This is a genomic window from Methylobacterium sp. BE186, from assembly GCF_031457035.1.
In the GTDB taxonomy this organism is placed as follows: domain Bacteria; phylum Pseudomonadota; class Alphaproteobacteria; order Rhizobiales; family Beijerinckiaceae; genus Methylobacterium; species Methylobacterium segetis.
In genome coordinates, this window is record NZ_JAVDVV010000020.1 from 57,100 (window position 1) to 71,410 (window position 14,311).

The 14,311-nt window shown below is 71.4% G+C and carries 11 protein-coding genes; 7 read left to right on the top strand and 4 right to left on the bottom strand.

All coding sequences use genetic code 11. The features are described 5' to 3' along the window. Positions 1-5: 5 nt before the first annotated feature. The 4 genes from J2X36_RS18935 to J2X36_RS18950 form a co-directional block, all read right to left on the bottom strand. Positions 6-1,256 (bottom strand): NAD(P)/FAD-dependent oxidoreductase, encoded by a 1,251-nt coding sequence (locus tag J2X36_RS18935; RefSeq protein WP_132253406.1) that lies wholly within the window; start codon positions 1,254-1,256, stop codon positions 6-8. A gap of 390 nt (positions 1,257-1,646) precedes the next feature. Then, the gene (locus J2X36_RS18940; RefSeq protein ID WP_310352640.1) at positions 1,647-1,859 is read right to left on the bottom strand and encodes a hypothetical protein; all 213 of its coding nucleotides are present in this window, start codon (positions 1,857-1,859) and stop codon (positions 1,647-1,649) included. Between the two features lie 110 nt (positions 1,860-1,969). After that, on the bottom strand, positions 1,970-2,992 hold the full coding sequence (locus J2X36_RS18945; RefSeq protein ID WP_310352643.1) for a CmpA/NrtA family ABC transporter substrate-binding protein: 1,023 nt from the start codon (positions 2,990-2,992) through the stop codon (positions 1,970-1,972). Next, positions 2,989-3,576, bottom strand: coding sequence for an ANTAR domain-containing response regulator (locus J2X36_RS18950; RefSeq protein ID WP_132253412.1), 588 nt, complete (start codon positions 3,574-3,576; stop codon positions 2,989-2,991). Before J2X36_RS18950 ends, J2X36_RS18945 begins: the two co-directional genes overlap by 4 nt. Before the next feature lie 210 nt (positions 3,577-3,786). On the opposite strand from J2X36_RS18950, the gene J2X36_RS18955 reads away from it, so the two are divergent. From J2X36_RS18955 to J2X36_RS18985, 7 genes are all read left to right on the top strand, one after another. After that, on the top strand, positions 3,787-4,392 hold the full coding sequence (locus J2X36_RS18955) for a hypothetical protein (RefSeq protein WP_310352646.1): 606 nt from the start codon (positions 3,787-3,789) through the stop codon (positions 4,390-4,392). Between the two features lie 166 nt (positions 4,393-4,558). Continuing rightward, on the top strand, positions 4,559-6,439 hold the full coding sequence (locus tag J2X36_RS18960; protein WP_132253416.1) for a glycoside hydrolase family 15 protein: 1,881 nt from the start codon (positions 4,559-4,561) through the stop codon (positions 6,437-6,439). 39 nt (positions 6,440-6,478) lie between these two features. Further along, positions 6,479-8,554 (top strand): transketolase, encoded by a 2,076-nt coding sequence (gene tkt, locus J2X36_RS18965; RefSeq protein WP_310352649.1) that lies wholly within the window; start codon positions 6,479-6,481, stop codon positions 8,552-8,554. Positions 8,555-8,735: 181 nt separating this feature from the next. Next, positions 8,736-11,588: a bifunctional transaldolase/phosoglucose isomerase gene (locus tag J2X36_RS18970; RefSeq protein ID WP_310352651.1), complete on the top strand. Its 2,853-nt coding sequence runs from the start codon at positions 8,736-8,738 to the stop codon at positions 11,586-11,588. A 217-nt stretch (positions 11,589-11,805) separates the two neighbouring features. After that, the gene (gene gnd / locus J2X36_RS18975; RefSeq protein WP_132253424.1) at positions 11,806-12,780 is read left to right on the top strand and encodes a phosphogluconate dehydrogenase (NAD(+)-dependent, decarboxylating); all 975 of its coding nucleotides are present in this window, start codon (positions 11,806-11,808) and stop codon (positions 12,778-12,780) included. Between the two features lie 45 nt (positions 12,781-12,825). Then, positions 12,826-13,569 carry a 6-phosphogluconolactonase gene (pgl, locus tag J2X36_RS18980; RefSeq protein ID WP_310352655.1) on the top strand — a complete coding sequence of 248 codons (744 nt, stop codon included), beginning with the start codon at positions 12,826-12,828 and terminating at the stop codon, positions 13,567-13,569. A gap of 327 nt (positions 13,570-13,896) precedes the next feature. Then, the gene (locus J2X36_RS18985) at positions 13,897-14,310 is read left to right on the top strand and encodes a hypothetical protein (protein ID WP_310352657.1); all 414 of its coding nucleotides are present in this window, start codon (positions 13,897-13,899) and stop codon (positions 14,308-14,310) included. Position 14,311: the final 1 nt, after the last annotated feature.

The following is a 14,311-nucleotide window of genomic DNA, read 5'->3' on the forward strand; positions in this document are numbered from 1 at the left end:
CTCCGTCACGCTGCGAGGGTCTGGGGCGCCGCCGGGCGCCCGAACATGAGATCGTCGAGATGGGCGGCGACCGGCTCGCCGGAGCGGATCAGGGCCTTGCACCAGCCCTGCTCGCCGATGTCGCCGACGAAGACCGCGCCGATCAGCCGTCCGTCCTCCACGAGGAGCTTGCGGTAGAGGCCCGCGCCCGGATCGCTCAGCACGATCGCCTCGGCGCTCTCGGGCGTGTCGACCACGCCCGCGGAGAAGACGGGCAGCCCCGAGACCTTGAGGCTCGTGGAGAGCGCCGTGCCGAGATAGCTCGCCGCATCCCCGGCGAGGTGGCGGCTCAAAGCCTCGGCCTGCTCGTAGGCGGGCTCCACGAGCCCGTAGATCTGGCCCCGATGCTCGGCGCACTCGCCCAGCGCGAAGATGCGGGGGTCGGATGTCGCCATCCGGTCGTCGACGGTGATGCCGCGGTTGGTCGTGAGGCCCGCCTCCTGCGCGAGCGCCACCGAGGGGCGCACGCCCACCGACATCACCACGAGGTCGGCCGGCAGCACGGTGCCGTCGGACAGCCGCAGGCGCTCGACCTTGCCCTCGCCCTCGATCGCCGCGGTGTCGGCCTTGAGCAGCACCTTGACGCCGCGGGCCTCCATCGCCCGCTTCACGAGGCCGGCCGCCGCGTGGTCGAGCTGGCGCTCCATCAGCCGGTCCATGACGTGCAGCAGCGTGGTGTCGATGCCGCGGCGCGCGAGCCCGACGGCCGCTTCGAGCCCGAGCAAGCCACCGCCGATGACGATGGCGCGGGCGTGCTCCACCGCCGCCTTGCGGATGGCGGCGACGTCGGCGAGGTCGCGGAAGGTGATGACGCCGGGCAACTCCATGCCGGGCTTCGGCAGCCGGATCGGCGTGGAGCCGACCGCGAGCACCAGCTTGTCGAAGGGCAGGACGTGGGTCTCGCCGACGATCGCGAGGCCGCTCTCCCGGTCGATCGCTGTGACGGGGGCGCCGGTGAGGAGGCGGATGCCGTGGCTCTCGTACCAGTCGAGGCCGCGGAAGGCGCAGGCCGCCTCGTCGACCTCGCCGCCGAGCAGCGAGGAGAGCAGGACCCGATTGTACGCGGCGACAGGCTCCGCCCCCACCACGGTGAGGTCGTAGCGGCCCGGCGCGCGCTCCGTCAGGCGCTCGAGGAAGCGCAGGGAGGCCATGCCGTTGCCGACGACGACGAGGCGCTCGCGTGCGCCCGCCTCAGGGTCCGTCCGGTAAATCGCCATCGTGTGTCGGGTCTCGTCCTCGGGTGATGGGTGGCGGGCCGTCGGGCGCGAATGAAAAAGCCGCTGCCGATCTTGCCCCAGCGGGTGGCGCCCGCGAGACGACCGGATCAGCGGCCTCGCTGACGGTGCTGCCCGTCGCCGTTGACGGACGAGAGTTGATGAGCAGGTTCCGTGCCAAACGCACAGCCCGACGCTAAGTCTCTGAAGAGAAGAGAGTTTTCGGCCGTTCACGCAAGGGCCTTCGGAGGGCTCTCGACGCCGTGTGCGATGCACAAAGAACGGGCTTTTGATTGCGCAGGCGGCAGGCAGGCGCCGGCGTCCGGCAGCTGCGTGCAGCACGCGGCGCGACCCATGACACGGTCCGCGGCTCCGAAGAGCCCGGACGCGTAATCAGATCAGGATGGAGAGGGCGAGCGCGATGGCCAGGGTCGGCGCCGCGCCGAGCGCGACGGCCCAGCGCCAGAGCTGCGGCGCGCCCGTGCGGTTGTCGTTGGCTGCCCGCGGAGGCACGGCCCGGATCCGCACGTAGCGCGCCAGTTCAAGCCGCCTGCGCTCCGAGCGGAGTGCGTGGGAGGAGCCGACGGAGCGATTGCAGCTGGGCATGGCGCAGATCAACGGCGTTCCGCTCCGCCCCGTTCCGCGGCAGGTGGGATACGGTGCCGCTTTGCACGCCGCCGCACCATCACCTGTTCGTGAAGCTGGGCCTCCGGCGGTCACGCGTCGAGCCCGGCGGCCCTGAGCAGGTCGGGCCGGTAGATCCGGCCTGCCGCCTCGAGCGTCGCCGCGATCCCGGCCGTGGGGATCTGACCGGCTTCGGCCATCTCGTCGATCAGCCAGCGGAGCTGGTCGGCGGCGGGCTCCAGCGCGGGCCGGCCGAGATGGATGTAGCCCGCCACGCGCCGCCGCCGTCCGGCCGCATCGAGGATGATCTCCCCGTCGAGGCAACGGGCGACGAGGCCCGCATCCTGGCCGAGGAAGGCGCGGGCCGCGAGGCGATGGGCGAGTTCGGCCCGGTTTCCGGGTTCCGCGCACCAGAGACCTGCCCGTGCCACCGCGCGGACCAGGGGCAGGGCTCCCTCGCCGAGACGGGCGGAGAGCGCGAGCACTTTCTCGGGGGCGTCCGGCACGATCTCGCAGCCGAGCGCCGCGATGCGTCCGATGCCGGCCGCGACCGCCACGCCGTTCCAGGGCGCGCCCGCACAGAACCCGTCTACGATCCCGCGCGACAGCGCCTCGACGCTGTGCTGGGGCGGCACCGCGACGAGGCGCACCGCCGCGAGGTCGAGCCCGCCGAGCGCCAGGAAGTGGCGGAGCTGGTAGGTGTGGCAGGAGAAGGGGTGCACGGTGCCGAGGACGATGGGGCGCCCCGCCCGCCGCCGCGTCTCGGCGAGGCCCGCGAAGGCGCGCGCCACCGTGGCCGGCCCGTCCTCGCCCGGCGCCATCGCCTGCCACAGATCCGCCGAGAGCGTGACCGCGTTGCCGTTGAGGTTGAGGCCGAGGGGAACGACGAGGTCGGCAGGCGGTCCGCTGAGCCCCAGCGCACTCGCCAGCGCCAGCGGCGCCAGCATGTGAGCCCCGTCGAGGTAGCCGAGCGCCAGCCGGTCGCGCAGGGTCGCCCAGGAGGGCTCGGCCGAGAGGTCGAGCTCGAGCCCCTCCTCCGCCGCGAAGCCGAACTCGGCCGCGGCGATCAGCGGCGCGGCGTCGAGGAGCGGGATGTAGCCGAGATGCAGCCTCATCCGAGCAGGTCCGCGGTTGTGACGATGGCGCGGGCGATGTCCGCGATCTTGCGCTTCTCGTTCATGGCCTTGCGGCGCAACTGCTTGTAGGCCTCGTCCTCGGACAGGCCCTTCAGGCTCATCAGGATGCCCTTGGCCCGCTCGATGAGCTTGCGGTCGGCGAGCTCGCCGCGGGCCTCCGTGAGCTCCCGCTGGAGGCGCGCGAAGGCGTTGAAGCGCAGGATCGCAATGTCGAGGATCGGCTTGATCCGCTCGGGCCGCAACCCGTCGACGACGTAGGCGGAGATGCCCGCATCGACGGCAGCCTGCATCATGGTCGCGTCCGAGCGGTCGACGAACATCGCCACCGGGCGCTCGACCTGACGGGAGACGCCCGACATCTGCTCCAAGATGTCCCGGCTCGGGCTCTCCAGATGGATGACCACGACGTCGGGCTGCAGGCTCGCCACCCGCTCCATCAGGTCCGCGGTATCTGGGATGACGACGACGCGCCCGACGCCGGCCGCGCGCAGGCCCTCCTCGAGGATGGCGGCACGGGCCCGGCTCGGGTCGATCACGGCGACGGTGAGGCTGGATTCGATCATCGCGGCCCGGTGCGGGGCATTCTCGGTTGTTGACGTATCGGCTTTCGGCCGCGGCGGTAGCGCGGCGGCGGTTCCGGACGCAAGCAGCGTGCCCGCCCGGCCGGCCGGGCGCGGATACCGAGCGGAAAGGAAACGGCCCCGGTTCCGCCGCAAAGCCGGGGGCATCCTCCACCATGGACTGACCACAGGACGAGGTTCGGCGTGAGTCGCATGATGCAGCGAGACCCGATCTCCTCGACGCATGCCGGCCCGGCCTCCGAGGTCGCCGCGGGTGCGTCTCTCCCCTTCCTGCCCACCCTCGCCACCGCCTTCGCCATCGCGGCCCTCTCCCTTCTCTGCCGGGAGCCGTCGGGACAGGCGCCTGTCGCAGAGCCGCCAGCAGCGGTACAGGCCGCGATCGTGCCGGCCGTCGGCGAACGGGACTTCCATCCCCCGGCAGAGGTCGCCGAGACGGCCCGGCCGGCCGCCGCCCTCGCCTTCGCGCAGATCTACCCCCTCCTTCCGGTTGAGCCGCGGCTGGCCGCCGCGCCGCGCCCCGCCCGCATGGCCGCCGCACCCCGGCGCGCTCCCTGCGCGGCCTGCACCGAGGCCGGACCCCGGCACAGCGAGGCGACGCACGCCGCGCCGGCCGCCGATCTTCCGGCGACGGCGGGGACGGAGGCTCCGGAGGATTCGCTGTTGCCGCGCCTCGCCCTGCCCTTCGCTCCGGCCGTGCGGGTCGTCGACCGGGCGCTCGACCGTGCCGCCGGCTATGTCCGCACGGGCGTGACGGCCCTCGGCGGGTCCGTGAGCGTGGTGGTCGACCGCCTGAACTGAGGCGCGGCCGCGGCGGCCCGCCCGGCTTCGCACCCTGCCGCGCAAATCCGTGATGAGGCTGGACCGTGAGCGGGGCCGGACCTACCTGCAACCGATCGCGGAGGCCGCGCCGCGCATAGCGGGACGTCGATCGCCTTCCCGCAATGGATCGGGCACGGGGATCGGGATGGCAGCCAGGATCGAGGATTACGCGCTCGTCGGCGATTGCCGCACCGCCGCCCTGATCAGCCGGGACGGTAGCGTCGACTGGCTCTGCTTCCCGCGCTTCGATGCCTCCGCCTGCTTCGCGGGCCTCCTCGGCACGAACGAGCACGGCTTCTGGCGCATCGCGCCCGCGGCCAAGCACGTCGAGACGAGCCGCCGCTACCGCGAGGGCACCCTCGTCCTCGAGACGCGCCACAGAACCCGCGACGGCGCGGTGCTCGTGACCGACTACATGCCGGCCGGCGACGGCTCGCACCTGATCCGCCTCGTCGAGGGCGTGCATGGCCGGGTCGCCATGCGCATGGATCTGGCGATCCGATTCGATTACGGCTCGGCGGTTCCCTGGGTTTCACATAACGAATGGGGCGACCTGAGAGCGATCTCGGGCCCTCACAAGCTCGTCCTGCGGACCGGGGCACCGCTCCACGGGGTCGACCAGACCACTGTCTCCGAGTTCACTGTGAAGGCCGGCGAGACCGTGGCCTTCACCCTCAGCTACGGCGCCTCGCACGAGGATGACCCGCCCCCGGTCGAGCCGCGCAAGGTGCTGGCGGCGACCGACAGCTTCTGGCGGGACTGGTCGCGCCACTGCGCCAGCGGCACACCGTGGGACGACATCCTCAAGCGCTCGCTCCTGACCCTGAAGGCCCTCATCTACATGCCGACCGGCGGCATCGTGGCGGCGCCCACCACCTCGCTTCCCGAGCAACTCGGCGGCGTGCGCAACTGGGATTACCGGTTCTGCTGGCTGCGCGACTCGACCTTCACCCTGCTCGCCCTGATGGATGGCGGCTTCATCGAGGAGGCCCGCGCCTGGCGCGCCTGGCTGCTCAGGGCGGTGGCCGGCAACCCGGAGCAGGCGCACATCCTCTACGGCATCGCGGGCGAGCGCCTCCTGCCGGAGATCGAGCTCGACTGGCTGCCCGGCTACGAGGGCTCGAAGCCCGTGCGCGTCGGCAACGCCGCGGTGGCGCAGTTCCAGCTCGACGTCTACGGCGAACTCTTCGACGCCCTCTATCAGGCGAGACGCCGCGGCATGCCCGACGACCGCGACGGCTGGCGCGTCGGCCTCGCCCTCATGGAGCACCTGGAGAAGGTCTGGAACGAGCCCGACGAGGGCATCTGGGAGGTGCGCGGCGGGCGCAAGCACTTCGTGCACTCGAAGGTGATGGCCTGGGTCGCCGTCGACCGGGCGATCCGCACCAACGAGGAGCGCCCCCGTGCCGGCCGCGCCGCACCCCTTGATCGCTGGCGGGCCCTGCGCGACCGGATCCACGCCGAGGTCTGCGAGAAGGGCTTCGATCCGGAACTGAACAGCTTCGTGCAGTATTACGGCTCGAAGGAACTCGATGCGAGCCTCCTTCTCATCGCCCATATGGGCTTCCTGCCCCAGGAGGATCCTCGGGTGGTCGGCACCGTCGAGGCGGTCGGCCGACATCTGATGCGGGACGGGTTCGTCCTGCGCTACGACACCGAGGATCAGAGGACCGACGGTCTCCCCGGCGGCGAGGGCGCCTTCCTGCCCTGCAGCTTCTGGTATGCGGACAACCTGATCGGCCTCGGCCGGTGCGACGAGGCGCGGGAGCTGATCGAGCGTCTGATCGGGGTCTGCAATGACCTCGGGCTGGTTGCGGAAGAGTACGATCCGGAGGAGAAGCGCCTCGTGGGGAACTTCCCGCAGGCTTTCAGCCACGTCGCCCTGGTGAACACCATCCTGAACTACAGCCGCGCCCTGGGGCCGGCCCGGGAACGGAGCGAGGCGCGGGGCCGGGAGGCGGCGGAGGAGCGCGGGCACGCAATCGGCGCGCCGGCCCCTGCCGCAGCGGCGCCGGCCGGCGCCTGACGAACCGACGACGCAGTTTCAGTTTCAGGAAGACCAGACATGAGCGGAGCAGACGCGGGCCCCAAGGCCGCCCTGAGCGAGGTCGAGAAGCTCAGCATCGATACGATCCGGACGCTCGCGATCGACGCGGTGCAGAAGGCGAATTCCGGCCATGCCGGCGCCCCGATGGCGCTGGCGCCCGTCGCCTACACGCTCTGGAACCGCTACCTGCGCTACGACCCGGCCCACCCGCACTGGCCGAACCGCGACCGGTTCGTGCTCTCGGCCGGCCACGCCTCGATGCTGCTCTACGCGCTTCTGCACCTCGCGGGCGTGGCGCGCGAGGACGGCGGCAACGAGCCCGCCGTCTCCCTCGACGACATCAAGCAGTTCCGCCAGCTCGACAGCCGCACGCCCGGCCATCCCGAGTACCACTTCACCACCGGCGTCGAGACGACGACGGGTCCCCTCGGTCAGGGCGTGGCGAACTCGGTCGGCATGGCGATGGGCGGCCGCTTCCTCGGCGAGCGCCTCAACAAGCCTGAGCTTCCGCTGTTCGACTACAACGTCTACGCGATCTGCTCGGACGGCGACCTGATGGAGGGCGTCTCGGGCGAGGCGGCCTCGATCGCCGGGCACCTGCGCCTGTCGAACCTGTGCTGGATCTACGACAACAACACCATCACGATCGAGGGCCACACCGAGCTCGCCTTCGGGGAGGAGGTGGCGACCCGCTTCCTCGCCTACGGCTGGCAGGTCCTGCGGGTCGCCGACGCCAACGACGTGCACGCGATCGCGAGCGCGCTCGAGACCTTCCTGCAATCCTCCGACCGGCCGACGATCATCATCGTCAACTCGATCATCGGATACGGCGCACCGAGCAAGCAGAACACCGCCAAGGCCCATTCCGACGCGCTCGGCGAGGACGAGGTCAGGGGTGCCAAGCGCGCCTACGGCTGGCCCGAGGACGCGCAATTCCTCGTCCCCGACGGCGTCGTCCAGAATTTTCGCGATGGGATCGGTGCCCGGGGAGCCGCCCTCTTCACGCAGTGGGAGGGCTTCCTGAAGGCGGCCGAGGAGAGCGACGCCGAGCATGCCGAGGACGTCACGGCCTTCCTCGAAGGGCGCCTGCCCGAGGGCTGGGACCGCGACATCCCGGTCTTTCCCGCCGACGCCAAGGGGCTCGCCACCCGCGAATCGTCCGGCAAGGTGCTGAACGCCATCGCGCCGCACGTGCCCTTCATGCTCGGCGGCTCGGCGGATCTCGCGCCCTCGAACAAGACCAAGCTCGAATTCGAGGGGGCCGGCACGTTGGCGCCCTTCGAGCCGGGCGGGCGCAACATCCATTTCGGCGTGCGCGAGCACGCGATGGGCTCGATCGTGAACGGCCTCGGCCTCGTGGGATTGCGCGCCTACGGCGCCACCTTCCTCGTCTTCGCCGACTACATGCGGCCGCCGATCCGCCTCGCGTCGCTGATGGAGCTGCCGATCTTCCACGTTTTCACGCACGATTCGATCGGCGTCGGCGAGGACGGGCCGACCCATCAGCCGGTCGAGCAACTCCTCTCGCTCCGCGCGATCCCCGGTCTCGTGACCCTGCGCCCGGCCGACGCCAACGAGGTGGCCGAGGCCTACCGGGTGATCTTCTCGCTGAAGAACCAGCCGGCGGTGCTCGCCCTCTCCCGCCAGCCGCTACCGACCCTCGACCGGGGGCGGTACGCGAGCGCCGCGGGCGTGGCGAAGGGCGCCTACGTGCTCGCCGACAGCGACGGCAGCCCGGACGTGATCCTGATCGGCTCCGGCTCCGAGGTGCAGCTCTGCGTCTCGGCCTACGAGACCCTGAAGGCGGAAGGGGTGAAGGCCCGCGTCGTCTCGATGCCCTCCTGGGACCTGTTCGAGCGGCAGGATCAAGCCTACCGCGAGAGCGTGCTGCCGCCGGACGTGCTCGCGCGCGTCGCCGTCGAGCAGGGCTCGGTGATCGGCTGGGACCGCTATGCGGGCTCCAGCGGCGCGATCATCGGCATGCACACCTTCGGTTCCTCGGCCCCCATCAAGGACCTCCAGAAGAAGTTCGGATTCACGCCGGACAAGGTGCTGGAGGCCGCTCGCGATCAGGTGAAGAAGCACCGGCGCTGACCGGACCCTCTTCCCGATCCGGTGAGGGACCTGCGATTGACGGGGCGGGCGGCATACATAGCCTCCCCCGGGATCAAGGCTGGCGGATGCGGCGCGGCGCGCCACATGTCGCACCGCCCTCACCTATCCGGTCCGCACGGGTGAGCGGACCCATCGTCTCAGACTGCAAGGATCGATCGGCATGAACGCGCTCAAGGCCCTTCACACCGAACAGGATCAGGCCGTCTGGCTCGATTTCGTGGCCCGCGGCTTCATCGCCGAGGGCAAGCTGAAGGCGCTGGTCGAGGAGGACGGCCTGCGCGGCGTCACCTCGAACCCGGCGATCTTCGAGAAGGCGATCGGCGCCTCGAACGAGTATGACGGCTCCCTCAAGACCGTGCAGGAGGCCGGCGATCAGCGCGTCATCGACCTCTACGAGGGGCTCGCCATCGAGGACATCCAGAACGCGGCCGACGTGCTGCGGCCGGTCTACGAGGCGAGCGACGGGGCCGACGGCTACGTCAGCCTCGAGGTCTCCCCCTACCTCGCCCTGGACACCGAGGCGACGCTTGCCGAGGCGCGGCGCCTGCACAAGGCGGTCGCCCGCGACAACCTGATGGTGAAGGTGCCGGCGACGCCGGAGGGCCTGCCGGCGATCCGCCAGCTCACCGCCGAGGGCATCAGCATCAACATCACGCTCCTGTTCTCGCAGAGCGTCTACGAGGCGGTGGCCCGCGCCTTCATCGAGGGCCTGACCGAGCTCGACCGCAACGGGGGTGACGTCTCGCGGGTGGCGAGCGTGGCGAGCTTCTTCATCAGCCGCATCGATTCGGCCGTCGACAAGGCGCTCGACGAGAAGATCGCCGCCGCCAACGACCCGGACGAGAAGGCCGCGCTGGAGGCGTTGAAGGGCAAGGTCGCGATCGCCAACGCCAAGCTCGCCTACCAGAGCTACAAGTCGATCTTCGGCGCGCCCGAATGGACCGCGCTCGCCGGGAAGGGCGCCAAGGCGCAGCGCCTGCTCTGGGCCTCCACGGGCACCAAGAACAAGGCCTACTCGGACGTGCTCTACGTCGAGGAGCTGATCGGCCCGAACACCGTCAACACCATGCCGCCCGCCACGATGGACGCCTTCCGCGATCATGGTCGGGTCCGGGCCACGATCGAGGAGGACGTGGCGGGCGCGCACGCCGTGATGGACCGGCTGGCGCGCGCCGGCATCGACATCGAGGCGGTGGGCCGGCAACTCGTCGAGGAGGGCGTCCAGCTCTTCATCGACGCGGCCGACAAGCTCCTCGGCGCGGTCGCCGAGAAGCGGGCGACCCTGCTCGGCGCGCGCCTCAACGGACAGAGCCTCGGCCTCTCCAACGGCCTCAGGACGGAGGCCGCCAAGTCCGTCGAGTCCTGGCGCGCGAGCGGGGCGATCCGACGGCTCTGGGCGCATGACAAGAGCGTCTGGTCGAACGCCGACGAGGATCGCTGGCTCGGCTGGCTGCGCATCGTCGAGGACGAGCTCGCGAAGGCCGGCGACTACGCCGACTTCGCGGCCTGGGTGAAGGGCCGAGGCTTCACGGATGCGGTGGTGCTCGGCATGGGCGGTTCGAGCCTCGGGCCGGAAGTCCTCGCCGAGACCTACGGCCAGCGCGAGGGCTTCCCGCGCCTGCGCATCCTCGATTCGACGAACCCGGACGAGGTCCGCGCCGTCGAGGCGGCGGTCAACCTGCCCTCGACGCTCTTCATCGTGGCGAGCAAGTCGGGCTCGACGCTGGAGCCCAACGTCTTCCGCGACTATTTCCTCGCCCGCATGAAGGAGGTCGTCGGCGCGCGCGCCGGCTCCCACTTCGTGGCGGTCACCGATCCCGGCTCCGCCATGGAGAGCGCGGCGAAGAGCGACGGCTTCGAGAAGATCTTCTACGGCGTGCCGCAGATCGGCGGGCGCTACTCCGTGCTCTCGGCCTTCGGCCTCGTGCCGGCCGCGGCCATCGGCATCGACGTCGCCGAGTTCCTCGGGATCGCCCGCGTGATGGTTCGGTCCTGCGGGCCGGCGGTGCCGCCCGCGCAGAACCCGGGCGTGCTGCTGGGCACGGCGCTCGGCCAGGCCGCCGTGACGGAGGGGCGGGACAAGGTCACGCTGATCGCCTCGCCGGCCATCGCCACCTTCGGCGCCTGGGCCGAGCAGCTGATCGCGGAATCGACTGGCAAGCAGGGTCTCGGCCTGATCCCGATCGACGGCGAGCCGGTCGACGTGCCGGCCGTCTACGGGCGCGACCGCTTCTTCGTGTATCTGCGCCTCGACGGCTTCGCCGACGCGCAGCAGGACGAGGCCGTGCGCAACTTGGAGCGCGAGGGCCACCCGGTGGCCCGCATCACCCTCGACACGGTCGAGCAGCTGCCGCAGGAATTCTTTCGCTTCGAGATGGCAACCGCGGTGGCGGGCGCGGTGATCGGCATCAACCCGTTCGACCAGCCGGACGTCGAGGCGAGCAAGATCGAGACGAAGAAGCTGTTCGCCGCAGCCGAGGAGAGCGGGGCGCTTCCCGCCGAGGCACCGCTCTTCGAGGACGACACGATCGCCCTCTACGCCGACCCGGCGAATGCCGACGCGCTCCCCGAGGCGCGCGAGGGCCTGGAGGCGGGGATCCGCGCTCAACTCGCCCGGCTGAAGGACGGCGACTATGTCGCGCTGCTCGCCTACGTGCCGCGCAACGCGGATCATTTCGAGATCCTGCAGGCCCCCCGGGTGCGCCTGCGCGACGCGCGCCGCGTCGCGACCTGCCTGGAATTCGGGCCCCGCTTCCTGCACTCGACGGGACAGGCCTACAAGGGCGGCCCGGATACCGGCGTCTTCGTGCAGATCACGGCCGATCCGGCGCAGGATCTCGCGATCCCCGGGCGCAAGCTCGGCTTCGGCACGGTCGTTGCGGCGCAGGCCCGCGGCGATGTCGCGGTGCTCGCCGAGCGCGGGCGCCGGGCGCTCCGGGTCCACATCAAGGGCGGCGACGTGGCGGCCGGGCTGAAGCGCATCGCCGCGGCGATCGAGGCAGCGATCGCCTGAGCGGCGTCGGAGACCTCCTCTGCCGTTCGGCGGACGGTCTGGGTGAGGGGGGCGGCTTCTCCGGAAGAGGCCGAGCCCTCACCGGTCCGGCCCCCGCGCGGAGCCGGATCTCCCGGACGGGAGAGGTGATCGAGGCGAGGCGGCACGCGGGCGCGAGCCGGTGCGCGGCGGATGGAATCCACGGCCCTGTCACGAGGGCGGCAACCGGAGAGCGGCCATGCAACTCGGGATGATCGGCCTCGGCCGGATGGGCGGCAACATCGTGCGGCGGCTGCTGGCTGCCGGCCACTCGGCCGTGGTGTTCGATCAGAACCCGAAGGCCGTGGCCGCTCTCGTCGAGGCGGGCGCGACCGGAGCCGACAGCCTGGACGATCTCGTCGCCAAGCTCGATCTGCCCCGCGCCGCCTGGGTGATGCTGCCCGCGGGCGAGATCACGGAGTCGACGGTGCAGAGCCTCGCCACCCTGATGCAGGCCGACGACACCATCATCGACGGCGGCAATTCCTTCTACAAGGACGATGTGCGCCGGGCCGCCGCCCTGCGCGACAAGGGCATCCACTACGTGGACGTCGGCACCTCGGGCGGCGTCTGGGGGCTGGAGCGCGGCTACTGCATGATGATCGGCGGCGACAGGTCAGCCGTCGATCGGCTCGATCCGATCTTCGCGACGCTCGCCCCCGGTCTCGGCGACGTGCCCCGCACGCCCGGCCGGGAGGGCCGCGACGCCCGCGCCGAGCAGGGATACATCCATGCGGGGCCGAGCGGAGCCGGCCACTTCGTGAAGATGGTCCATAACGGCATCGAGTACGGCCTGATGCAGGCCTACGCCGAGGGCTTCGACATCCTGAAGCACGCAGGGTCCAAGGACCTGCCCGAGGCGCAGCGCTTCGACCTCGACATCGGCGACATCGCCGAGGTCTGGCGCCGCGGCAGCGTGGTCTCCTCCTGGCTCCTCGACCTGACCGCGCAGGCGCTCGCCGGCGACGAGCAGCTCGACGCCTTCTCGGGCTTCGTTGCCGATTCCGGGGAGGGGCGCTGGACGCTGAACGCGGCGATCGAGGAATCGGTGCCGGCCAACGTCCTGTCGGCCGCCCTCTATGCCCGCTTCCGATCCCGCGAGCACGCGAGCTTCGCCGACAAGCTGCTCTCGGCCATGCGCAAGGGCTTCGGCGGGCACGTGGAGCCGAAATAGTCAGGACGCCGCGAGCACCGGTTCGATCCCGACAGGAGAACCGCCATGACGATCCCCCTGCCCTCCGGCACACAGGTCCTGCCCGATGCGGAGGCGGTCGCTCGGGCCGCGGCGGACCGTCTCCTGGCCATATGCGCCGATGCGCCGGGGGACCGGGTCGCCATCTGCCTCTCGGGCGGTTCGACGCCGAAGCGCCTCTACGCCCTGCTCGCCGGCGCGGACTACGTCGACCGGGTGCCGTGGGCGCGCATCCACTGGTTCTTCGGCGACGACCGGGTGGTGCCCTGGGACGATCCGTTGAGCAACGTCCGCATGGCCCGCGAGGCCTTCGGGCATGGTGCGCCGATCCCGCGGACGCATCTGCACTTCATCCCCTCCGACCTCGGCGCCGAGGCGGGTGCGCGCAGCTACGCCCGGACCTTGCGGGATTTCTACGGTGCCGAGCGGCTCGACCCGGCCCGACCGCTCTTCGACCTCGTCCTCCTCGGCCTCGGCGAGGACGGGCATACGGCTTCCCTGTTCCCCGGCAAGCCGGCGCTCCACGAGGCGAGCGCCTGGGCGGCGCCCGTGCCGGAGGCGGGAATGGCGCCCTTCGTGCCGCGCATCACCCTCACCTACCCGGCGCTCGCCTCCTCCCGCTGGATCCTCTTCCTGGTGACGGGCGCGGGCAAGCGGGACCCGCTTCGCCGGCTCGCCGCGGGCGAAGACCTGCCGGCTGCGCAGGTGACGAGCAGGGGGCGGGTGGCTTGGCTGATCGACGCGGCGGCAGCCGATCAGGCGGGCGGGTGAGCGTTGTGGCGCGCTGGCCGCGCCTCGCTTCGCGGTGAAGTCCGGCTACCTCGATCTCCGGGATCCGCCACGGCCGGCGAGCACGAAACCGCAACCGGCAGCATGGGTGAAACTGGTTATGCATCCATGGCTTGTGCGAGCGCGTCCACGCGCCGCCCGATGCCATAAATCCGCCTCAGATGACCGGGCTCCGTGCCGGTTCGGGCATCTCGCCCGGGATCCGGGAGTCGCCTCATGAGGCGCCGTGTGGGAGGTCGGAGGCTCGTCCGATTCGTCGGGCGTGCGTTGCGCTGTCGCGGCCGCTTCGCGCCAGGGCCCCTTCGGAGCGTGCGGCCGCGGAGCGGCCCGAGTGCGGGTGCGGGTGCCGTGCTCGGCGGCCTCGTCGCCATCGCGGTGCTGGCGGCCTTCAGCCTGCCCCTCGTCTTCTCCCGCGGTTCGGCCGCCCGGGCGCCCCTGCCCTCCGCCGTGGCCGCGGTGAGCATCGCCGAGGAGCCCATTCGGCCGGAACCCGCTTCGCTCTCCCCGAACATCGAGCCGGCTCCCCTCGCGGCACCACCTCCCGCCGAGAGGGGGGAGCGGGCAGCCCCGAGCCTTGAATTGCCGGTGCTGCAGGAGGCTGCGGTCGAGATCGACCTGGAGCCGCCCAGCGTCACTCCGCCTCCTCCCGCGCCGAAGGCGAGCCCGCGCACGCCGCTCCCGCCCAAGCGCCCGCCCGGAAACGTCGCCCGCGCCGCGCCCTGAC

What these genes read in the sequence shown, in the direction of transcription:
- J2X36_RS18935 (WP_132253406.1), bottom strand. Translation starts at nt 1,256, where the DNA reads ATGGCGATTTACCGGACGGACCCTGAGGCGGGCGCACGCGAGCGCCTC.
- J2X36_RS18940 (WP_310352640.1), bottom strand. Translation starts at nt 1,859, where the DNA reads ATGCCCAGCTGCAATCGCTCCGTCGGCTCCTCCCACGCACTCCGCTCG.
- J2X36_RS18945 (WP_310352643.1), bottom strand. Translation starts at nt 2,992, where the DNA reads ATGAGGCTGCATCTCGGCTACATCCCGCTCCTCGACGCCGCGCCGCTG.
- J2X36_RS18950 (WP_132253412.1), bottom strand. Translation starts at nt 3,576, where the DNA reads ATGATCGAATCCAGCCTCACCGTCGCCGTGATCGACCCGAGCCGGGCC.
- J2X36_RS18955 (WP_310352646.1), top strand. Translation starts at nt 3,787, where the DNA reads ATGATGCAGCGAGACCCGATCTCCTCGACGCATGCCGGCCCGGCCTCC.
- J2X36_RS18960 (WP_132253416.1), top strand. Translation starts at nt 4,559, where the DNA reads ATGGCAGCCAGGATCGAGGATTACGCGCTCGTCGGCGATTGCCGCACC.
- tkt (WP_310352649.1), top strand. Translation starts at nt 6,479, where the DNA reads ATGAGCGGAGCAGACGCGGGCCCCAAGGCCGCCCTGAGCGAGGTCGAG.
- J2X36_RS18970 (WP_310352651.1), top strand. Translation starts at nt 8,736, where the DNA reads ATGAACGCGCTCAAGGCCCTTCACACCGAACAGGATCAGGCCGTCTGG.
- gnd (WP_132253424.1), top strand. Translation starts at nt 11,806, where the DNA reads ATGCAACTCGGGATGATCGGCCTCGGCCGGATGGGCGGCAACATCGTG.
- pgl (WP_310352655.1), top strand. Translation starts at nt 12,826, where the DNA reads ATGACGATCCCCCTGCCCTCCGGCACACAGGTCCTGCCCGATGCGGAG.